Source organism: Desulfocicer vacuolatum DSM 3385, assembly GCF_900176365.1.
Lineage (GTDB): Bacteria > Desulfobacterota > Desulfobacteria > Desulfobacterales > Desulfobacteraceae > Desulfocicer > Desulfocicer vacuolatum.
In genome coordinates this window covers 15220-38105 of sequence record NZ_FWXY01000033.1, presented here as the reverse complement: position 1 = coordinate 38105, position 22886 = coordinate 15220, and the positions used below count along the sequence as shown (strand labels likewise).

Genomic DNA, 22886 nt, shown 5'->3' with positions numbered 1-22886 from the left:
AATGAACAATTTTGTGCTTTCAACAATTCAAACTTGGAGTAAAAATAAATAAAAAACTACGAGATAAAACTCTCCATAAAAAAGGGGTTGACCCGGTTTGTCGATATTTTCTCTGAGCTCTACAATGGGCTTCTTTTTGGGCTATAATACGGCATCTTTGACAACAATACACCTGTCCCCGCCAACAACTGCGGCATACATAAAAATTCTGGGTACATTGCCTGCACTTGATACCTCTTAATAAAACGATTTTCATACTCCCACTCTTGCAATATTGCGGAAGCAATGGTTTAATATTGATGTTGGTGTGGCTTCCGCTATCTATATTCGGATGTCTACATTAAAGGCTCGAAGTGCCAGCTTCGAGCCTTCCCTTTTTCGTCTGACAATATTGGTTGATAACAATACAATGGCTAAACTTTTTTTTAAATAAATTTACTGCATGATAACTGCGGGGTAAACCGGTATGAGTTATGTAGTTGATTGACTGGATATGGCGGCGGGGAATAACTGCGGGATAAGCGGGGTATGGTTTTTAAATTATTTTGGCGGGGTATGCGGCGGGTTATCTACCTGCCCGTTACATTATTTTGTCACTGATTTGGGGGGATGGCGTTACATTATTTGAATCTTAACAACCGGCTACGGTCAGGAGGGACCTTTCGCAGAAAAGGCCGGCCACGACATTAACTATCAGGCCCTAGCCGGCAGCTTTGATACCGGTGACGGCGTGCGCCCGTCCCCCCTGCCCACTACGATACCTGTCGCGGATCTGGTGGGCGGCGGGATGTTCGGACTCTCGGGCCTTCTTGCCGCCGTCATCGAACGACAGCGAACTGGCATAGGACGACATTTGGATGTCTCTATGTTTGACGGCACATTTGCCCTCAATGTATTCGCATATGCTCATATGCAAGGACACATGAAAAGAATAAACGCGAATGGAAACTTTCTGTCCGGCAACCAGCCGTTTTATAACCTATACGAAACCAAAGACGGCAAGTACATGTCTCTGGGAGCCGTGGAACCAAAATTCTGGCATAATTTCTGTGTGGTCGTTGGTCGAAAAAATCTCGCATCGCAACAATTCGGTGGTGCACGGGTGCTTGAAGAGGTCTCGGGACTTTTCAAGCAGCGAACCCAAGCCGAATGGGTGGAACATCTAAAGGATGCGGACGCTTGCTGCGAACCAGTGCTCAGCCTGGAACAAGCCATGAACTCTCCCCTGGGAAAAAGCCGAGGTGTTACGATACAAAACATAGAAGGAAAAAACGTCTTCACCCTTTCCATCAAGACTGTGGGTGAAAAACCGACCAAACCAAAGCCGTCGCCAAAGCTTGGCGGTAACAACTCAATAACCCATGGGAGTTCACAATATTTTCCTGGACAATAATGTAATATTATGCTTAGGAGTCGCACAGAAATAAAGGGCGTTTCTTTTTATTATAACATCTTGATGTTTCAAAGAAATACAGATCAAAAGTCATGCCTTTTATTATCACTCGGCTCCTTAACAACCGTACATGCAAATAATTCGATTCAGTTGGAGGGCGGTGTTAGATGCTGTAGTCATCATCTTCCTTTCATTATAGTTGTGGTTGGCGTTTCAACAATAGTGCAGGAAAATGATTTTTCCAGTCTATTTCATTGCTCCCCAACTCGCTGCCAAATCCCTTATAATCAGTATATTTTTAAGCCATAATAATACTTTCACATAAAAACAATCTCATGGTCGATATCAATACATCCGATAACACTTTGAGCACCCGGACATAATTTTAAATACATTTCCAATGCCGTCTCTACGTCGCATTTCTGATTTTCCTTGATTATAAGATATGAGTCATAAAACAACTTTTTACAAAACAGGAGTTCAATACAACTAAAACTTTTCAGCGGCCTTAAATAAAAGTTCTTGTACTTTTTTACTAAACCAACAGTCAACAAATTGCGCATTTTTTTTTGCAAAGCCTGCTTGATAAGCTGTACGAATCGAATCAGTACGATTTTCTTTAATTGCGGAGAAGCCATCGAGTGACAATTTTGACAAGTTGGCTATTTTTTCAATTGCTTTTTGTTCCAGGTTTCCTTCCGGTACCACTGCATCCACAAGACCAACTTCCAGTGCGGCAGTTGCGGACATCATGGCACCCGTGTACAACATCTCCGTTGCTGTCCGATCGCCGACAATCTGTCGAAGGATTAAATCCGCCAAGTAGGGCACCGGAACACCCAATTGTACTTCATTTAAACCAATTAGCTTTTTCCCTTCAGCCATAAACCGATAGTCACCGGTGAGTGCAAGAATATTCCCCCCCCCAATGGCATGGCCTGCAACAGCACAGGCTGTTGGCAACGGAAACGTATATAAATCCAGTGTTAACTGATTAAAGCGATGAAAAAAGTCAACCATTCCTGGTCGATCGAGTTTTAATAATGTGGGAACATCAAAACCAATAACAAAAAATTTGGTGTTCCCGGCGAGAACCATTCCTCTAAATTCCTTTTTAACAGCTTCCAGTGTGTGGGTCAGATCTTCGATCAATTCAGGGTTTAGCGCGTTTGAAACGCCATTGGCCATTCTGACAACAGCAACGTTTCCTTGCGCTTCAATTATTGTTTTATCCATTTATTGCCTCCAGTGTCTAACTTATATGTATTTTTGGCATGATGCACTGATAGGAATCAGGGACTTCACCATAATAAACTACCCACTTTTGCATGCAGCACTCTAAAGAGTTGCTATGAATCTCATTGATGTTGAGTATATTATTTTTCATGAACTCCCTTATTCCTTTCAGAGCCACTCGAACTGAGCAGGGGATTTGATTGCAAACGATCAAAAATCCTGATCTCTCATTTTATAAGCATCTTTATAAGCATAAACTTCTTCCCAAACTCTTTCAAAAAGTTGTGTGTCAGAATTAGGGCTTCTTAATATGGCTTTGGCAAGTTCTCTTTGTGTATCAGAGTTACTCGGTTTCATCATCAGTTCCGTTGCAAGCTTTGAAAAGTCACAAATAATAAAATCAAAAATGCTTTCAATCATATCGTCGTTCACACCCATATGATCCTTGTTCTCAATGATAAGCTGCCCATATGGGATAAGGCAAAAAAGATCACCCAGGGTAAGCAGATAATCAATGTCTTTTGTCTGATTTTTGTCAGGGGTCGCCTTTGTTAAAAAATCTTTGAACCCAAGGATCTGTTCCTTAAAAATAGAAATATTCGGTGTGTCCATGCTGTCGTATACTTTGTTGTAATCATGGAACTGAATTTCCCCAAGCCCCCTTGTCGGTCCCTGGTTGAAAAGAAAATCATCATTTTCAGTGTCGTGCATTTTGCCTATCTCAATAAATTCACCCGGATCGAAGAGGAAATTATTCATGAACTTGACAATGAGTGCAATATTAACATGAACAGTCCCTTCAAGTTTAGGCAACATGGGTATTTCATTGACTGCGACTTCAAAAAAAGGTTCGGCTTCAAACCCCTTTGCAGCAATTACATCCCATAAAGACTGAACAACAGATTCTCCTTCACGGGTCACTTTCATTTTTACCATGGGGTTAAAAAGAAGGTATCTCCTATCATTCTCATTTGCCGCTCTCATGTAATCTATGGTTCTTTCGGCAAAGGTTTTCATGGCAACAATACGTGCATAGGACTCAACTAAAATATTTTTTACATGCGGGAAATCCGTTACATATCTTCCATACAAATTTCTTCCTGCTGCATGGGAAATTGCTTCATAAAATGCATGGGTAGTGATGCCTATTGCCCCCCAGCCAAGGTTAAATTTGCAAACATTAATTGTGTTGAGCATGTTGTCCCAGGCATCGGGGCCTTCTTCCATAATATCTGCCCGGGAAATCGGATAATCATGGAGTCGATACTCAGCAACATAGTTCTGTTGATTCACCGTGTTTTTTACACACTCATATTTTTCATGTTTGCTGTCCACTGCAAAAAAAACATATTCCCCGGAATCGTCGATTTTTGCAAATGTTGAAACAAGGGCGGCTTCATTACCGTTTCCAATGTAATATTTATCTCCATTGGCTTTATAAGTTCCGTCTTCCTGGGGATAAAGCATCATGTCAGAAGAATAAATATCTGCACCATGTTCTTTTTCGGAAAGCCCAAAAGCAAAAACTTCACCATCCTGAAGGAGCTGAGCGGTTTTGTGTTTCACCTCTTCATTGGAGCCCATCCATACCGGGCAAAGACCAAGCATGGAAACCTGGTATGTGTACCAATAGGTAATTCCATAAAAAGCCGTAATCTCTGCAAACATGACGTTTCTATGGGTATCCCAGCGAGAGTCCTTGGCACCGTAGCCTGCTGGTGTCATAAGGGTTGCCATAACCTGGTTCTCTTTCATGAATTTTACAAATTCGTAATTCCACACCTTTTCGTGCCAGTCTTTTTTTAAGGATTTCAACCCTTTTTCTTCAAAATGATCAATAACTTTCTGCATCATGGCGCAGGTTTTTTCATCACCGTATTTGATGTTGTGTTCTTTTGGATTAAAAAGAATCATATCTGTTTTTCCTTGAAAAGCATATTGTTTGAATGCCACCTAAAAGTTGCAAGCCTTATTTGGCCGGATATGCGCGTATGAAATCGCGAATGCAACGTCAAATCTTAATATTAGGGTTATTGATGCTGGATAATGCCATGGGAGAACACTCTCTGGCACGCTAAACCCTAAATCTTAGTCTTGACTATGCACTAAACCAATACGGCCTGTAAAAAAAGCGATTAATATGGGGATTACACTAAAACAAAAACGTAAGGCCAACGGCAACCTGATCATACACCAATGAGGATTCAATCTCTGTTCCCGGAACTGCCTGGTTGGTCGCATCATACCACGATCCAGATTGAGACGTCTCAAATGCATGGGTATAGCCCAAATCAATGCTCATTTGTTCCGTCACTTTCCAGGATAAACCACAAGAGAGATGGTGTTCGTTGTGCAACGGGTTTCCCACATTATGAAAGGTGATATCATCATCAATGGGATTGGTGCCGTAGTTGTAACCGGCCCGAATCGTCCAATTTACAAGGATATCATGCTGGACTCCCAGGGCAACCGTCCACTGATCATCCCACCCCAGCCCCTTGAGGGAGCCGTTGGAATCAAAGCCGATTTCATCAAATCCCTTGGTGCCACTATAGTTGATCCAGGAACAGTCCATCACAAAAATCGTCCCTGGTGTCGCTTGATAGCTTAAGCCCAGATGCAGGGTAAGGGGACGGTCAACATGGTGTGAGACAGTCCTACTGTTACCGTTTTCATCCGTGACATCCCATTTGAAATCGTTAAACCAGGTGGGGCTGGTAAAGGTAAAACCGATTCCCAGTTTATCTGTTGCTTGACAGCGGACACCTGCCTGGAAGCCGACCCCAAAGGCAAGTTCATGATCAACACCCGTGGGATAAGTGTAAATACCATCGCCATTGGCATCATCCGGCGCAGCAAATGCGGCAGGGGAAAATTTCAGGCGCGCCACCGACGGCCCCACTGAAAATCCCAGGGCCCACTTATTGTCTATCTGGTAAGATGCCCCGAAGGGGATCCGAACTACTTCCATCTGGGTTTCAATGGCGCCGAAACCGCCGAAAGCACCTCCATAAGGATTATCGGATTTACCCGCCTGGGATACGCAAATAGGATTGGAAAAGCTTTGGGGCAGGTCAAGATGGAGCCCAGCTTCTCCGATGATGGCAAAGTAATAGGCCATGGGACGGGTTTTATCGTTGAACACCACGCCCAGGTTGCTGAGGGGAATGACATCCACGGTTGAATCACTTGATCCAGTCATACCCAGGGCACTGACGGAACTGTTTATGGTTGCATCAGGAAAAACGGCTCCCACACTCACAGAAGCGATTCTGCCCTCAAAAAGAGTTGCATTTGCCGGATTTCGATAAAGACTACCCAGCAAATCCTGTTTATTACCAGCCGTTGCTGCGCCTCCCAGAGAATCATTCACAGCTCCGGCTCCATGAAGAAAATATCCGTAAGAGGCACGAGACACTCCATAAAAATTCAGAAAAACAAGCAAGAAAGAGACCAGCAACAGGGGTATATTTTTTTTCATCGATATCTCCATTTAATTTTTCGACAGACACAGGTGCTTAATCACCGGCCGTTTGAGAAACGGCAGCAACCCAAATAAAAAATACAAGACATGGGTCAAATAGTGAATTTTCCAATGCAGTTTATTGCCGTGGGCCGCTTTCCACACCAGAGCCGCTATCTGTTCCGGTTTGAGATTAACACCCGTTGAAACAACACTATGGGCTAATTGATCCGCTTGGTTTACCATTGGCGTGGCAATATAGGGCGCTTTGATGTCGCAGACCCGGATACCGTATTGTTGAAATTCAAGATCAAATGCCTCGGTCAAAGCACCCACAGCATGTTTGCTGGCAGAATAGACCGCAAGTTCTGGCATGCCATAGACCGAGGATGTGGAACACATGGAAATAATCCGGGCACCGATGGTCTTTTTTAACAACGGCAGGGAAGCGTGGATGCCGTTGAGAATGCCTTTTATATTGATATCAATCGTAAGGTGCTGTTGTTCCAAATCGATGGTCTCATTGAGTCCCATTCTCAGGATTCCGGCATTATTGAACAAAATATCCATTGTTCCATTGGTTTTCTCGGCAAATGCATCCACTGTTTTTTGATAACCCACCGGATCTGTTACATCCATTGTTCTTGAAAAACAGTTTTCTTTACCAATTTCAGCCTCCAGTGTCCCAAGGCCTTCGCTGTTCATATCAACAATACCGACATACCAGCCGTTTGCGGCGAAAAGAAGAGCCGTTTCACGCCCGATTCCCGAGGCAGCTCCAGTGATAAAAATATTATTACGATCTTTCATTTCACATTCTCCCTCTCATTGGATGTTTCTTTTCTAAAAGCGATGGGGAAAGATATATTGTTATCTGTTGCAAACAGATACCTCTCCCCTGTTCCACCGCTCCTATGATTCTCTTCTAAATTCGTTTATTTACCTTGATCTCTTACACTTTTTCCAAAATGTGGATACACATGGAAGCCTCTTCCACGCCAATATTTCCCCCACCGTTTTCAGCCAGTCCGAGACGTGCGTTTTCAACCTGACGTTTCCTGGCCCCTCCGCGGAGCTGGGTACCCAGTTCGTAGATCTGAGCCAGGCCTGACGCCCCAATGGGATGACCGCGGCACTCCAGCCCGCCGCTGGTATTAACCGGTTGTTTGCCGCCAAGGGTCGTGGCTCCCGATTCCGCATAAATTCCGCCTTCTCCAACGGGACAGAACCCCATGGCTTCAACCTGGTGCAGTTCTCCGTAGGCGGTGGCATCATGCAGCTCTGCAAGACTGATATCATGCGGCCCGACCCCCGCCTTGTCATAGGCTTGTTTGACCAGCCGTTCTCCAATATCGATTCCGTCAAACGATCTCTCAGCTCCTGAGCCCATGATGGAGGCAAGGATTTTCACCGGGCGTACGTTGGCAAGTTTCTTTAAATATCTTTCGGAACAGACAATGGCAGCCGCAGCCCCGTCACCCACAGGCGCGCACATGGAGCGGGTCAGAGGATAAGTAACCGGCGCATCTGCCAATACCTGTTCGATGGTCATCCGTTGCTGATACTGGGCTTTGGGGTTCAAAGAGCCGTGGAAATGATTTTTCGATGCAATCACTCCCAGCTGCTCCCGGGTCGATCCGAATGTGCTCATGTGCCATCGGGCAAAGGTGGCATAGGCATCCATAAAGACCGAACGGCCAGCTCCGGGGGCACTCTCTTCAATGGGAAGCCCTTTGGTAAATGCTTTGCTGTACTTCACCAGCATCTCAAGGTGACTGTCAATATTTTTCACATCCATGCAGGCGGCATAGGCACCAAGGGATTTGGCTTTATTCTTATCCGTTATTTTTTCAGATCCCAGAACCAGGGCCACATCATACATCTCGGCCTTGATGCCGGTATAGGCCAGGTGAAGGGCTGTGGAGGCTCCGGCACAGGCATTTTCCACGTTGGTGACCGGGATGCTGTCAATCCCCATGGATCTCAAAACCACCTGCCCCTTAATCGAGTGCTGATCGGCAAACATCCCCCAAAAGGTATTTGAAAAAAAGGCGGCTTCAAGTGCTTTGGCATCAAGTCCGGCATCTTCAAGGGCCAGACGAGTGACCTCGTGGGCCATATCCCTTACCCCTCTGTCCGGGTATTTGTTAAACCGAATCATTCCAAGCCCTACGATATATACATTGGACATTTTTCTTTCCTTTTTATTGGTGGTGTTGTTTAATCCTGCCTGGGATAATTATGGATCACCTTGTGTCCTGCAGCGATGGCCAACACATCATTGGACCCATCTTCAATCAGCATGGCCCGGGCATCTCTGAACAGCTTTTCCACAATATACTCTTTGGTCAATCCATTACCCCCAAATATCTGAACTGCATCATTGGTTATTTCAAAGGCATATTGGCATCCAAAGACCTTGCCAATAACGGAGTACTCTTCTGCAGGTGTCGATGTATTCTGATTGTATTCAAGCACAGACCGGGTGAGTTGACGGGTCATTTCAACCTTGCTGAACATTTGAAACAATTTCTTTTGCACATCCTGATGCTCAATTAACGCTTTACCGCATTGAACCCTGTTTTTGGCATATTCCAAGGCCTCGTCAAATGCGGCTCGACCAATACCTGTTGCACATGTCCCCATCAATACGGTGGTGGCGGACAATACGATTTCCAGCATGACTTCGTAGGCTTCAGGACCGGCAACCAGATAGTTTGCCGGGGCACGAACGTTATCAAAATAGAGCTCGCCCTGGGGATCATCCCGTTGGCCCAGTTTCTCCAAAGGTGCCCCTCTTTTAACCCCGGGAAGATCTAAGGGCACAATGATGATTCCGCCGCCGGCATGACCCATGGAGGGATCAATCTGACAAAACAAGGCCGCATGGGAGGCATAGGGTGCCCCCGAAACCCAGGCAGCTTTCTGGCCATTGATCACATAATGATCGCCATCCGGGGTTGCGATACAGTCTGCAGGGATGTCTGGATTTCTGAAACTCGGATAGTTGGGCAAAAGGGTGTCTGAGCCATGCATGGGTTCGGTAATGGCCCAGCATCCGGCAATTTTGCCATCCCGACAATCGCAAAACGGTTTAATAATATTTTCAACGATCTCATCGTCTGGGACCATGGATGCCAGGTAGGCAGGAAAAGCTGCCACGACAAGGTCAATGGTCAGTCCGACGCTTCCCCAGGCCAACTCCTCAATAACCAGGTGCAACTGAAGCGGTGTCAACCCCATCCCCCCATAGGAATCCGGTATCAAGATGGTGTGCAGATCCAGCTCATAGGCTTTTTTCTTGAACTCCCAGAAGGGAGACCCCGGTGCCACGGCTTCTGCCGCTGTCATACGGTCCATCTCCTGGGAGACAGGGCGCATAACGTCCCTGGCAAATTCATGGGCAGCCTTTTTAAGCATGATATCTTCTTTGCTCAAGTTGATGTTGAGTTCCAAATAATTCATTTTTTTCTCCTTTGAGAGCGTGAATTCGTGGGGAATTTATTTTTCTTTTTTATACCTGGCAGAAATTTTATCGACGTGTTTCATCACCGCTTCCGGAACCTGTTCGTAAACAATTTTCTGGTAAGCGTCCATGGATGCTTCGGAGTATTTTACATCCATAAACTCAGGCGGTGCCCACCAGTCATCTTTGGTTTTATACATGGGGTTGCCGTTGCCGGGGAAACAGGTGAACATGGTGGGTACGGATTTGAGCATATCTGTTTTTTCTTCTTCGTAGGTGAACTTTTTATGCATCTCTTCCCGAGAATAGTAGACCATGTCACGGGCAGGCCCCAGGGCAAGGCCAAGCTTGACATTGGAATTGGGCAGATAATTCAATGCCATCAGAGAGAATCCAACGGATCCCATGATTCGGTTGTCCACTTTATACTGCCATGCAGACGCGCAGGCCCAGTCACAGGCAATGCCAAAATCAAGCAGTTTCCAATTACAGCAGGGGCCACCCAATTGCCCGCCGCCGCTGTTCTCTTTGGCATATTTATTAAACTCCCTGCATGTGGAAAAACCGCAGGCACCGCAGTTCCATCCAAGATCGGAACGGTCCACCTTTGCGCCAATGCCGATGATGACTGGGGGTTCGCCTTTATCGTAACACCCTTTCAGGGTCTGATAATCCCACTGGACATATCTGGCAGCTTTGGCCACCGGTTCAATTACATCGATAATTGGGACAATATCTTCGCCCCAGATAATTTCTGCCTCTATGGGTGTTCTCCCCGTGATCATAGGAGCTTTTTTAATTGCCAGCACAATGTTTTTAGCAACGGTGACAAGGTGTTCCTGGAGGTAATCGTTTCCTATTAAATGACCCATTTTTACTCCTCCCCTTTTTTATTAGTCGGCTTGGGTATCCATTTGCGGTAGTCGAACCCGCGAACAAGCCTTGCCGTTTGATATACTTTGCGTGTATTATCCAGCACCCTGTCCATATTAATCAGGTGATAATCCACATTGACGTCCACATAGGGATTTTTGGGTTTCGCTGCCACAGGCACGCCCACAACCATGCCGGAATTTGAACAATACCCCAATTTTTGCCCGGCCATCCCCATGCTGGCAAAGGGCCTTGCATCCACCATCAGCGTATGAGCCGTCCACAATGCACTGCCTATGGCATAACCGAGATCATCCACACGTGCCGAGCACAATGGTCCTTTGATCGGGGTCTCAGATTTTCTATTCGTGGTATCGACAATGCCATATTTGTGCTCGACCTTGTCATAAAAATAGCCACAATCCATGGTACCGCCGCACATGCCGCAATTGGCATCCAGGGGCGTTTCATGACAGCGGGTATTGCCAAGCATAATCACCACATCCGAATCTCGAACCATCACCGCTTCATACAGATACGCCTCTTTCCAAGCCTTATTGCTATGGGCCAGTTCCTCTACTCGCCTGGCAAGGGCTTCTATCTCTTTTTGCCCATAAATCAGTTCCGCTTCCAGCTGTGGCACCCCTCCTGCCACCGGTGCGGTCATGGCGGAATTAACCATCATGCGAGCCGCATCCAGAACCCCTTTTTTACGGCGAATGTCCTGTGGAGACCACGGTGTCCAGTCACTGATATTTTCTTCCCCCTGAAAATCGAGATCTTCAACATATTTTTTCATGATATTTTTTCCTTTTATCGATTCAAATAAAAAAGTCAAACGTACGATGTGATTTGGACGGTTCAAATGAATTAATTGAACGGATCAAATGAACGGTTTAAAGCGTGCCTGTCTCAGTTCTTGTCAATAAAGCACCTTAAATCCCCAATTACTTGCCAAACCCATAGACGTTATCCGCATCTATACTGAAATCATCCTTGAGAAATCGATCCAGGTTTTTTTCCGATGCCGTCTTGGGAATGGCATCAACAACCTGGAGATAAGAGGGAATACTGTTACCATCCAGTAGTTCTCTGCAATGTGCGTAGAGGCTGCGAACATCAAGTGTTGTACCTTCCGTCAATACAACGGCGGATACCAGATCACTTCACCCGGAGCACCTGATGCTGCAGGAATACCGTAAACACAGACATCTGTTATCTCTTCATATTTGGCAAATGCGGCTTCCACATGGTTGGGCTGAATAAAATCCCCCGCCCGGCGAAGACCACCGCCTTTTCGAAAGTCAAAAAAGAACCATCCGTTCTCATCCCGATGCCCCATGTCTCCAGATCTGAGCCATCCTCCCCTTGTTTTCTTTTCCGAGGCATCCTCCTTGCCAAAATAACGGACTTCCGTTTTCTGCCCAATGGCACGACAGACGATTTCGCCAATTTCAAATGACTTGCATTCGCTGTCGTCATCTTTTACCACTTTCATCTCCATGACCCCGTCCAGCGGTTTTCCAAAAGAACCGACGGGCCCGACTCCTGGTGGCCTATGGGCAAACCCGCCCTCCACTGCGCCGTACCACTCATGAATAAAGACGCCAAACCGTTTTTCAAAGGACTTCCACACGGAAAGCGGAGTTCCGGCACTGATAATCAAGCGAACCGGGTTGTCAGCATCGTCACTCTTTTCGGGCTCACTGAAGATTCCCATCATCATCCCCCCCAGCAGAGAAAAGCTTGTGCATCCGTAATTCCGGCAAATGTCCCAGATCCGGCTTTTGGTAAATTTCGCGCTGATCACCGCAGGGATACCCAGGTAGAGGGCAGGAACCATGGTAACCGCCTGGGCATTGCCGTGGGTCAGTGAGAGACCGGTGTACAATTTGTCGGTTTCATTGTATTGAAACACCCCTTTGGCCAGCATGCCAAAAGGTGCAAGACGACTGTTTTTAAGGACAACGCCTTTGGGATCCCCTGTTGTACCAGAAGTGTAGATGATTTCCATGGGCGCATTCAGGTCTTCGCATCTATCCTTCGGCACAGGGGCTTTTGATGCACTCCAGACATCTTCCAGATCCGGAAGATCCGTTGCTTTTTCCATGCCTTCCTTGGAGGCCACGCCAATGATTTCGATTTCAGGAAGGAGGTTCAAAATCGGAAGAAAATCCTCTTTAAATTCACTGGTAAAAATAACCCCGCGTGCTTTTGAATCTCTCAGTACAAATTCAAGTCTTTCTCCTTTTGTCCTGGGATCAATGGGCAGCAACACCGCACCGATCACATTGGTCGCGTAGAGGGAATAAACAAATTCCGGGTGATTTCTCATGAACAATGCCAGAACATCCCCCTTGGCGAACCCGGAATCCCTTAATTTTTCAGCGAGCTTACGCCTATTGGTGACGATGGTCTCGTAACTGAGCACTTCATCGGCATAGATGCCATTTTCAAAGGTTAAAATCTCAAATTCTGGATTTTCCTCTGCCTTGGCGTCAAGTTCGTAGGAAAAAAATCCTGATATTTTACTGTTAGCCATTTTCCTGCTCCTAATAAATATATCTCAATACTTAAGTTATATATTATACAAAATTCCTGGTTGACCAGAGACCTGGTTACCCATGCTTCATGGGTGTCTGCCACTCCCTGGCAAGCTTTGGATTACATGGGCAGGTCGTAATCTTTGCAATAGGACGGGTACAATTCAAACACCGGCTTCAGATATGGCAATATTTTAAGAACCTTAGGAATTGGGCCTTTTGATTTTATTTTCCGGGTGGCCAAGGCCACAGGAAGATTAACCTTATTAAGCCAGAAATTGTGGATGGTCTCCCCGGACAATTCCATGGTAATTACGGCATCCCTGTTAGCCTCATCCCCTATAACCACTTCATCATGGGTGATAAGCAAATACCCTTTGGGATCACTGACAATAAATTTGTAGGAAATATCGTACTCTTTAAGTTTAGGGCCAAATTCCGTCTCTTTGATTACATAATTCCACAATTTTCCCAAAATTTCGTACATGTGTTCGCTGTCTTTGTAAATCGCCATTTGGTTTTACTCCTTTAATCGATACGGTCAAAATCCAACGAATACCCGACTCAGATATCCATTTTTTTGTCCTTGCCTTTAATCTCCTACGGTCTTTCAGTTTTTCCATTAAGTGACTTACCTGTTTATTAATACAAATTGCATGCCAAAATTAAGATTATTATAAATTACTGAATTTATTCAACTTATGATTTTTGAAAATAATTAATGTGATCTCATAAGATCACCCAAAGACCTAATAAGGTCAATTCACTAATTAACAGCACACTATAAATGACGCTATAGTCTCATCAAAAGTCTTTATTTAAAAAATAAACTGCATACATATGGAGAAGATAAATGAAACCGGATAATACGGCCATTCCGGTCCCATGTGACTCAGCTATGGCTAACCATTTTTAGCTCATTTCAACCGTGCCATCGGCACCCTTGATTATTATCGCAGAGTAGCCAGGGCGCTGGAGCCAAACAGTATTGATTGCAGTTCAAGCAACGTGGTCACATCTCGCCCCTTGTCCATTTCCCGTATCAGTCCTTTGATGGATGCCAGGGAAATCCTGTGGCTCAAGAACTGCATATGCCAGGGCTAAGGGTGTGCAGTATTTGGATCGCCCCTGCAAACAGACTTGCCAAAACGATCGGGATGCATTAATAGTACCGATTGACAACTACAACAATGAACAAGACTTTACCTCATCACTATCCTGGCAGATGACAGGTTCCTGTTCATATAAACATAGAGGATTACCATGGCAAAACATCACCTGAACATTGAAAAAATCGGCGGCACCTCCATGTCACGATTTTCTGAAATCGTTGACAATATCATTCTCAAAGACAAAGAACATACATTTGGCAGAATTTATGTCGTGTCGGCCTATGCAGGGGTAACCAATGATCTGCTCGAACATAAGAAAACCAATCAGCCGGGTATCTATAAACTTTTTGAAGATCAACAAAACTATCCGATTAAAATGATCCGGCTACAAAAATCACTCTACAAGCTCAACGAGACATTTCGTGATATCGGGCTTGATGTTGAAGCGGCCAATAATTTTATTGGCGATAGGATTGACCAGGCCATAAACATTCTGCGCAGTATGGATAATGTTCTCGCCTCGGGATATGTCAGCCGTAAAGAGCTGTTGCTGGCTGCCATGGAACTTTTGGCCTCTCTTGGGGAAATGCACAGCGCCTTTAACTCTGCAAATATTCTTAAGAATAGAGGATACAACACCACCTTCGTTGATCTCAGTGGTTGGGATGACAGTCGCCAGTTAACCATTGATGAGCGCATAAAAGATAGCTTTGCCCAAATTAACCCCTTCTCCACAATTTGTTTTTCAACGGGTTATACAAAAGGGACTGAGGGAATCATGCGAGAATTTGACAGAGGATACTCCGAGGTGACGTTCTCAAAAATCGCTGTATTATTAGGTGCTGATGAGGCAGTTATTCACAAAGAATACCACCTCTGCTCAGGGGACCCGCTGATCATCGGTGAAAAAAACGTCAAACCTGTCTGTAATACCAATTATGATGTGGCTGACCAATTGGCGGATGTGGGCATGGAAGCCATACACCCAAAAGCATCAAAACCGCTTGAGATTAAAAATATCCCCATCCGGGTAAAAAATGCATTTGACCCTGATCATCCAGGAACGCTCATAACCAAGGATTTCATCGCCCCGGAGTCAAAGGTCGAAATTATCACTGGCTCCAATGAGGTCATCTGCATGGAAATCCATGATACCAGAATGGTGGGAGAAGTTGGATTTGACCTCCGTATCATGCAGATTTTTGACAAATTTCATGTATCTTACATCTCCAAAATGACCAATGCCAATACCATCGATTTGATCATTGAAGAGAAAGACTGTACGCCCCATTTTCTGGCGGAACTCAATGAGGCCATGGAAGAGGTCTCGACAAGCCCGGTGGCCATCGTCTGCGCCATTGGCTCAAATATTGGCCAACCCGGAATAATGGCTAAAGCGGCCCAGGCTCTGGCTGGCAAGTCCATCAATATTCTCGCTGTTTCACAGACAAACAGACAGACAAACATGCAGTTTATCGTTGAAAGGGACCAGTTCTCCCAGGCCCAGGTGGCTCTTCATGGGACACTTTGTGCCTGAAATATTCTATTTTAATTATTATTTCCCAATTGGGGATTCCATGTACAATCAATCTTCTTTTTTTATATAGAGGTCTTGGGCGCTGCGGCCAAAGGGCACACCTAGCTTGCGCATTCTATGACGCAGCGTTCTGGGATTAATGTTTAACAAATCCGCCGCGGCCCCCTTCCCTTCCACCTTTCCGCCAGATTTATACAACGCCGCTTTAATGTGCTCGACCATGACATTGTCAAGGGAGTGAAAATCATCCTCAATAATCTTGGGCATCTCAATCTCTGGTGTAGAGGGCCTTTTTTCGGGTGCATTTGCAAATACCAGTTCCCGGAAATTAAGGGGGGCACCATGGGATAAAATCAAAGCACGCTCCACCGTATTTTCAAGCTCTCTGATATTACCAGGCCAGGAATACTGCATAAGATGTTCCATGGCATCCGGGGCCAGTCGGGGCATAAAATGCAATTTCATCTGGGTGGATTTTTTCTGTATGAAATGGTGAACCAGAGAGGGAATATCCGCCAACCTGTACCGCAGTGGGGGGATGACAATGGGAAACACCTTGAGTCTAAAATAAAGATCCTGGCGAAAAAGATCCTTTGCCATCATATCATCAAGATCCCTGTGCGTGGCGGCAATAACCCTGATATCAAGCTTTATTGACTCTGTTCCTCCCAGCCGTTCCAGGATCTTTTCTTGTAGTACACGCAATAATTTTACCTGGGCATCGGGATTTAACTCTCCGATTTCATCCAGGAAAAGTGTTCCACCGTTGGCCCGTTCAAAACGCCCCCTTTTTTGGGCAATGGCACCGGTAAAGGCCCCTTTCTCATGGCCGAAAAGCTCGCTGTCCATAAGTGATTCGGGGATGGCACCACAGTTTACCGCTATAAAAGGCCCCTCCCTTCGATGAGAGAGGTTATGAATGGCCGTGGCAATCAACTCCTTACCTACACCAGTTTCCCCAAGGAGCAGAACAGGACTGTCTGTGGGAGATACCTGGCGGACATATTCCATGGTATTTTTAAGTCCAAATTCCGCCCCGATCACCTCCCCCCTATTAAGTTGTAACTCCTTTTGAAAATATTGGTTATCGTCTTCCAGCATATCCTTAAGATGCTTCAACTGCCTGTACCGGATACTGTTGCTTACAGCAATGGCAAAGGGTTCATTTAATAAGGAGACCATCTGTCTATGGCTTTCATTGAATTGTTCATCTGGAAAACTTTGAAAAGAAAGAACCCCCAAAAATTTCCCTTCAATGACAAGATCCATAATCAAGGCAGAGCGTTCAAGGCACCCCAAATATCGACACAAAGGCTCTGTCACAGGATCATCCGCCGTATCTGATACCATTCTCACCCGGATAGTTCGTTGCATTTCAATCTGTCTTCTTGTCTGCTCAATCAGGAGCACTTTGGAAGATATGACGCGATAATCATCCAAAGTGGCGTGAGCGATGGTCTCTGCAATGCCCGTGGCCGCATCATAGAGGTGGAGACTCATCTGCGCTACGGGAATGCCTTCTTGCATGAACCAAAGACATTTCCACAACGCTTTTTCAATTTCAAGGCTACTGCATATTTCCAGGGTGGCATTGCGAAAAAAAATATTTTCATCCATTTATAACCTCCGATCCTGAACACCTCATTTTTTGACTAAATTTTTTCAGGATATGGGTCATGGATGTTTTGTCATGGATAAATTACCCAGTATTTCCGGATTATGCCGGCCAAGGGCAGGAGCCTTATGGATCTCACCCGGGGGTTCTCCCACAGTTTTAACGGGATTGTTCAACACAGCAATACCAGTTTCATCCATTCGCACCAGATCACGTTCTGTGCACAGCCCGGAATTCATCACCTCTTTAATACTGAGAACCGGTTCACAGCAGGCATCTTTATTACGAAACAGTTCTATCCAATCAGCCTGTGTGCGGCTTTTAAAAACAGCTGCCACCTCTTGAATTGCCTTTTTTCCGCCAAATCTCATAGAAAACAAATCCTCTCGACCAATTGTTCTGCAAAAGGTCTGCCAAAATTTTTCCTCTAAAGCCCCAAGGCTCATATGGCGATTGTCCAGGGTTTCATATATGTTGTAAAAGGGGTGATTCCCCGAAAAAATATGAGGTTCGTCCCGATTTTGAACGCTATTTTTTTTCATCTGGCAGAATGGAAAAATATTAAAAAGAAAAATGCCGTCAAAAATCGACATATCGATATGGCGGCCTTTCCCTGTGTTAGTCCGTGCAATAATAGCGGACAAGAGTCCTGACAGGGCAAAAAGGCTTCCCCCACCGATGTCAGCCATGGTAACAGCAGGAACAGAAGGTGTGATACCGGCCATGGAACCCGTATCAAAACAACCGGCCAACGCCTGATAATTCAAATCATGGCCGCCTTTGTGAGCATAACTTCCATCTTGTCCATAACCGGAAATAGACACATAGATTACTTCGGGATATTGCTGGACAACCGTCTCATAATCAATTCCCAGTTTTTTTAAGACACCCGGTCGAAACCCCTCAACAACAATGGTATAATCTTCAATTAAACCAAGGAAAATATCCTGATCTGCCTGCTGTTTCAAATCAAGAGTAATACTTTTCTTTCTCCGATTCACCGTATCAAATACAGGAAAATAAAGTTCCTGCTCCGGGTCATTGAATGTCCTTGCAAAATCACCAATTTCAGGATTTTCAACCTTGAGTACTTCTGCGCCCATCTCAGCCATGATCCATGTCATAAAAGGCCCGGGTAAGTTCATGGTCAGGTCTAAAACTTTGATACCTTTAAGTGCGTCCTGCATATTTCCCCTTTGTTTATAATCAGGGCTTTGGATTTTATTGATTTACCATTTACTACTTCCATATGATTAGTATTTAAAAGCCACTGGTCTTAATAAACGGCAAATCAAAATTCACCAACTCCTTTAGAGTGTAATGGGTTTAATCGTTCCCAATTTTCCACAATAACAATCTATAATTATGCCAAATAGATATTTTTATATTGGGCACGAATATCTTTCTTGGAGAACTTCCCCACACTGCTTTTGGGGATTTCATCCACAAACAGTACTTCATCTGGAAGTTGCCATTTTGCAAATTCACTACCGATGGATGACAATACATCCTCTTTTGTCAATGTACTGTCAGCTCTTGCGACCACCAAAGCAAGTGGACGTTCCTGATATTTTGGGTGTTCAACCCCAACCACTGCTGCCTCCAGTATGTTCAGGTATTATGTGTTTTGATTCCATTAAGAATTTAATAAAAAGCAAAGATCATGCCAAAACTAAGTCCCCCTTATACTCCCATAAACAATTAAAAGCACATTGCAAAAATACCATATATAAGATATTAATTTATCTTATATGGTACTTATTTTTCATTATACCAAATATGATAGCTTGATTTTGAGCATAGGGACGATCAGTTTATCCCGTATAGTAGCCCAGCTCATGACCAAGTCCAATTGTTCTTTTTTCTCAGGGAGGTATCTTTGACAGATTACGATTCTTTTTTTCGTCAGGCCACACTTAAAATCAGCAGCACACTTGAATTGGACAAGGCCCTTTGGCGATGTCTCCAGTATCTTAAAGAAGTGATACCTGTTGGTCAAATGATCATTCTCCTTTACGACCAGACCCAAGGTGTCTCAGAGGCCATTGCTTATGCCAATCTGGAAACATATCAAGCAATTTCCATCAAAACCAAGTTTACCCGAAAAATGCGTCAACACATTGATGCACACAGATCAACCCGGGTCCGCAGAATTCTAAATACCAGTGATGATATGGTTGCCCAGCCTGTTTGCAAACAATTGGGTTGCCTGGATCTTTCAGCCCTGGTCATGGACCTTGTCATTGAAGATAAATTTCATGGTGTGGTTTCATTTATAAGTTTACCAAAAAAAATTTTCAACAAAAAGCATCAACAGCTTGTTTCACAACTAAACGATCCCTTTGCCATTGCCGTGACCAACAGCATTCATTACCGTGAAAGTCAAAAATACAAAGAGCTTTTAGAAGATGACAATCAATACCTTCACAAAAAACTTCGCAGCATCGGTGGGGAAGAGGTCATTGGTGCTGAATTTGGGTTAAAGGGAGTCATGGACCTTGTGCGACAGGTGGCCCCCATGAACAGCCCTGTATTGCTGCTGGGAGAAACCGGGGTCGGAAAAGAGTTGATTGCAAAGACAATTCACAATCTCTCCCTAAGAAGAGAGGGGCCGTTTATTGATGTTAATTGTGGGGCAATTCCCGACTCATTGATGGACAGTGAATTATTCGGGCATGAAAAAGGTTCCTTTACAGGTGCAATAAACAGAAAACGGGGACGGTTTGAACGGGCCCAGTCAGGTACAATATTTCTGGATGAAATCGGCGAACTCAGCTTAGAGGCCCAGGTTCGCCTGTTGCGGGTTCTCCAGGAAAAAAAGCTTGAACGATTGGGGGGAACAGAATCCATAAATCTGGACATCCGGGTCATTGCCGCCACCCACAGAAATCTTGAAAAAATGATGTCAGAAGGTCGATTCAGACAAGATCTATTCTTTCGTTTAAAAGTTTTTCCCATCATTATCCCACCCCTTCGCCACCATAAACAGGATATTCCTTCCCTTGTACAGCACTTCCTGCACAAAAAATCTGTTCAGATGAATTTGGGTTTTACCCCGAAACTGACAACAAATGCCATTGACCGGCTTATGAGTTACTCATGGCCTGGAAATGTAAGAGAACTGGAAAACGCCGTGGAAAGGGGGCTGATCCTCAGTGGAGGAAAACCGTTGTCTTTTAAGGAGTTGGCCACACCCGACTCAACGTTTCCCATGGAAATCGACACAATACACCCAGAAACGAATCAGGATATGATACCTGTTGAAAGACAAAATTTAAACCTGAATGCGGCAATGGCCAGGCATATTGAAAAAGCGTTATTTGCCTCCCAGGGAAAAATCGACGGAAAAGGTGGCGCTGCCGAACTGCTTGGCATCAATTCCCGTACCCTGCGGCATCGCATGAAAACCCTGAAAGTTCCCTTTGGAAGAAACGCAAAAGGCCGCTATGCAAAGCCCAACTCTAATCTTTAGAATACCGCTTTAAAAATCAGATTCTCTGTAAATTCTCAATAAGCCCGGGTGGGCATTCAAGACCGGCTTGTGGGTATCTCCCGGTATTTGAAAGGCCAAAAAAAATTTCTTACCCCGGGTTATTGAGACGTTACCATTCTCTGTTTTGAGCTTTGGATAATATTAGATCAAACAGTGACAGGCAAAATGCACAGATTTTTTATTTGCATTCAACAACATGGGCCTTTTCATGCATAGTGGTTCTATTTATGGAAAGGCCCAGCATAGATTACGGATAAAAAACAAGTACTGAAATATCAACACTAACCCCTTAGGATAACTGATTTTAAAGGGACCTAAGCGACCCTGCTCCGGGAGATACATCGTCCTAAATTTTAAGTCTTGACTGTACCGTAAGACAGGTTAAAATCTTAAAAATTCCAGATTAATTCCGCCGCCAGCCGGCATGCCACCTCATCACTTGCATTGCCCCCAGCCAGGGCACTTGTTACGTCCTCCACCCCTTCACCGGGGAAGAAAAACGACGCCTGGGCTTTAATAAAGGTGTTTTTACTTGCAGCAATTGTCAATTCATTATCCCATTCCGTTCCCACATAACCAGCAGATACTTCTGTAGAACCCAAGGTGGGATTAACGAAATTGGAAACCTCAAAGTCTTCGTTCCATCTGAACATATTGACGTTGGTTTTATAGATGATGAACGGTTTGGGTGCAACTGTAAGTCCCAGACTGATCATTGTTAATCCAGGGTTATCCCCCCTGCCGTTTCCAAATCCTGTCAGATTGGATATACCACCGGTAGCCACCGGTGTGCCGTTTCCATACATTTCAGGGATATAACTGTATATCGGTGTTCCCAATACCCAGTTATTATCACCGATGATTGTATTTTCACCACCCCATCGCTGGGCAAAACGCTGACAACTGACCACACCGGTATACCCTTCAAGTTTGTCATCGTTGGGATCATTGTCACCGGTGGTATAAATAATTCCGACATGGGGTTTCAGGGGGAAATCAGTCAAAAGTCCTTTGAACTGAAAGGAGACATCTGCGGCCAGGGCAAACGCTGACACATCATAATTTTCTTCTTTTCCCAATGCTCCCAGACCGGTATCGTCGGCGGAGCCGAACTGCCATACACCTTCCAAAAACAGATTCAAATTATTATAATTTCCAATATAATAGGCACCGACATGATGAGAGTCGGTTTTTGCCATCTTTCCGCTGTCAACGCCCATCTGACCTTGCGTCAAAGCGCCCATAAAATCAATGGCCGGAGCATTTCTGATTCTGTCATAGGCATATAGAAACTTCACCTTTTTATTATCATCCAGTTTCCATGTCATCTGCGCAGCATAGAGATCCCTGTCATCATCCACATCGTCATTGAGTGCGCCAGGCCCAGTCTGAAAATCATTTTCACCCAATTTAAAAAACCCGACATTAAAACTCAAGGCATCGTGACCCCCTGTAAACCATAATCCGGGATTGTCGTCCACATAAACCAATCCGCCACCATCAATGCCATCAAGGTTCCAGATATTAAATCCTGCATGAAGGCGTAAACCATAAGGAAGCAACATGGTTCCCTCTATTCTTTCAAGCCCAAAATTACTACTATCTGAGCTTTTCCCCCCCCTGCCGTCCACCGAAGATGTTTCCCACACGGAATCATATTCCAATGCAGCATAAAAACTCCACTTCCTGTCCTTTGGCAGGGCATTGAAATAAATTTTATCCTCATTACGAATATACCCGTTATTGACCCACCCTCCCTCATTGGCATGATCTTTAAAAAAGTTGGGTCCCAGTCCACCAAAAAGAAAACCTCCCTGAGCATTATCTTCCAAACCGAAATCCCAGTCTGATTCCAAAGTAGGAATGACGCGAACCGTTGCACCAAAGCTCATCAAAATGTCTTTTCCGGTAGTAATTTCAAGGCTTCCCGGCCCTACCAGGGTTTCAGTTGTAATATCATCTGCCAGCTTTAACTGGGATTTCATATCCTGACTTTCATTTGCCAGAACAGGTGAAAAAAAACCCATTATGATGGCGCTAAACAACCCGATGAGTATTACATTTTTTTTCCCCATCTTTTTTTTCATCTTTTAATCCATCCTTTCATTTATCTACTGAGATTGTCCTTAAAAAATTAAACATTTTGCCCTCTCAT

The 22886-nt window shown here is 44.7% G+C and carries 19 protein-coding genes; 3 read left to right on the top strand and 16 right to left on the bottom strand.

What is annotated here, in order from left to right; all coding sequences use genetic code 11:
- Positions 1-628: 628 nt before the first annotated feature.
- On the top strand, positions 629-1393 hold the full coding sequence (locus B9A32_RS19315; RefSeq protein WP_084071609.1) for a CoA transferase: 765 nt from the start codon (positions 629-631) through the stop codon (positions 1391-1393).
- Between the two features lie 489 nt (positions 1394-1882).
- On the opposite strand, the gene B9A32_RS19310 is transcribed toward B9A32_RS19315, so the two are convergent.
- The 12 genes from B9A32_RS19310 to B9A32_RS22430 all read right to left on the bottom strand — a co-directional run bounded on the left by B9A32_RS19310 (position 1883) and on the right by B9A32_RS22430 (position 14056).
- Positions 1883-2629 (bottom strand): enoyl-CoA hydratase/isomerase family protein, encoded by a 747-nt coding sequence (locus B9A32_RS19310; protein WP_084071608.1) that lies wholly within the window; start codon positions 2627-2629, stop codon positions 1883-1885.
- Between the two features lie 210 nt (positions 2630-2839).
- Positions 2840-4543 carry an acyl-CoA dehydrogenase family protein gene (locus B9A32_RS19305; protein WP_084071607.1) on the bottom strand — a complete coding sequence of 568 codons (1704 nt, stop codon included), beginning with the start codon at positions 4541-4543 and terminating at the stop codon, positions 2840-2842.
- A gap of 238 nt (positions 4544-4781) precedes the next feature.
- Positions 4782-6110, bottom strand: a complete 1329-nt coding sequence (locus tag B9A32_RS19300; protein ID WP_170923913.1) for an OmpP1/FadL family transporter — start codon at positions 6108-6110, stop codon at positions 4782-4784.
- 12 nt (positions 6111-6122) lie between these two features.
- Positions 6123-6902, bottom strand: coding sequence for an SDR family oxidoreductase (locus tag B9A32_RS19295; protein WP_084071605.1), 780 nt, complete (start codon positions 6900-6902; stop codon positions 6123-6125).
- A 142-nt stretch (positions 6903-7044) separates the two neighbouring features.
- On the bottom strand, positions 7045-8283 hold the full coding sequence (locus B9A32_RS19290; RefSeq protein ID WP_084071604.1) for a thiolase family protein: 1239 nt from the start codon (positions 8281-8283) through the stop codon (positions 7045-7047).
- A gap of 29 nt (positions 8284-8312) precedes the next feature.
- Positions 8313-9557, bottom strand: a complete 1245-nt coding sequence (locus B9A32_RS19285) for an acyl-CoA dehydrogenase family protein (RefSeq protein WP_084071603.1) — start codon at positions 9555-9557, stop codon at positions 8313-8315.
- A gap of 36 nt (positions 9558-9593) precedes the next feature.
- Entirely contained in the window at positions 9594-10430 is an 837-nt protein-coding gene (locus B9A32_RS19280; protein WP_084071602.1) for a DUF2148 domain-containing protein, read from the bottom strand.
- A gap of 2 nt (positions 10431-10432) precedes the next feature.
- Positions 10433-11230, bottom strand: a complete 798-nt coding sequence (locus B9A32_RS19275) for a DUF2148 domain-containing protein (protein WP_084071601.1) — start codon at positions 11228-11230, stop codon at positions 10433-10435.
- A 148-nt stretch (positions 11231-11378) separates the two neighbouring features.
- Positions 11379-11573: a hypothetical protein gene (locus B9A32_RS19270; RefSeq protein ID WP_084071600.1), complete on the bottom strand. Its 195-nt coding sequence runs from the start codon at positions 11571-11573 to the stop codon at positions 11379-11381.
- On the bottom strand, positions 11570-12973 hold the full coding sequence (locus B9A32_RS19265; RefSeq protein WP_084071599.1) for an AMP-binding protein: 1404 nt from the start codon (positions 12971-12973) through the stop codon (positions 11570-11572). Before B9A32_RS19265 ends, B9A32_RS19270 begins: the two co-directional genes overlap by 4 nt.
- Positions 12974-13095: 122 nt before the next feature.
- Complete coding sequence (locus B9A32_RS19260; RefSeq protein WP_084071598.1) at positions 13096-13488, bottom strand: SCP2 sterol-binding domain-containing protein; 393 nt, start codon at positions 13486-13488, stop codon at positions 13096-13098.
- Between the two features lie 436 nt (positions 13489-13924).
- Positions 13925-14056, bottom strand: a complete 132-nt coding sequence (locus tag B9A32_RS22430; RefSeq protein ID WP_269749047.1) for a hypothetical protein — start codon at positions 14054-14056, stop codon at positions 13925-13927.
- Positions 14057-14237: 181 nt separating this feature from the next.
- Here B9A32_RS22430 and B9A32_RS19255 point away from each other — a divergent pair, with 181 nt between their 5' ends.
- Entirely contained in the window at positions 14238-15623 is a 1386-nt protein-coding gene (locus B9A32_RS19255) for an aspartate kinase (RefSeq protein ID WP_084071597.1), read from the top strand.
- Between the two features lie 48 nt (positions 15624-15671).
- On the opposite strand, the gene B9A32_RS19250 is transcribed toward B9A32_RS19255, so the two are convergent.
- From B9A32_RS19250 to B9A32_RS19240, 3 genes are all read right to left on the bottom strand, one after another.
- The gene (locus B9A32_RS19250) at positions 15672-17240 is read right to left on the bottom strand and encodes a sigma-54-dependent Fis family transcriptional regulator (RefSeq protein WP_084071596.1); all 1569 of its coding nucleotides are present in this window, start codon (positions 17238-17240) and stop codon (positions 15672-15674) included.
- A 57-nt stretch (positions 17241-17297) separates the two neighbouring features.
- Complete coding sequence (locus B9A32_RS19245; RefSeq protein WP_084071595.1) at positions 17298-18425, bottom strand: CaiB/BaiF CoA transferase family protein; 1128 nt, start codon at positions 18423-18425, stop codon at positions 17298-17300.
- Between the two features lie 176 nt (positions 18426-18601).
- Positions 18602-18844, bottom strand: coding sequence for an AMP-binding enzyme (locus tag B9A32_RS19240; protein ID WP_269749048.1), 243 nt, complete (start codon positions 18842-18844; stop codon positions 18602-18604).
- 273 nt (positions 18845-19117) lie between these two features.
- Here B9A32_RS19240 and B9A32_RS19235 point away from each other — a divergent pair, with 273 nt between their 5' ends.
- Positions 19118-20710, top strand: coding sequence for a sigma-54 interaction domain-containing protein (locus B9A32_RS19235; RefSeq protein WP_084071593.1), 1593 nt, complete (start codon positions 19118-19120; stop codon positions 20708-20710).
- Between the two features lie 410 nt (positions 20711-21120).
- Here the strand turns inward: B9A32_RS19235 and B9A32_RS19230 are convergent, their stop codons facing one another.
- Complete coding sequence (locus B9A32_RS19230) at positions 21121-22818, bottom strand: alginate export family protein (RefSeq protein WP_084071592.1); 1698 nt, start codon at positions 22816-22818, stop codon at positions 21121-21123.
- Positions 22819-22886: the final 68 nt, after the last annotated feature.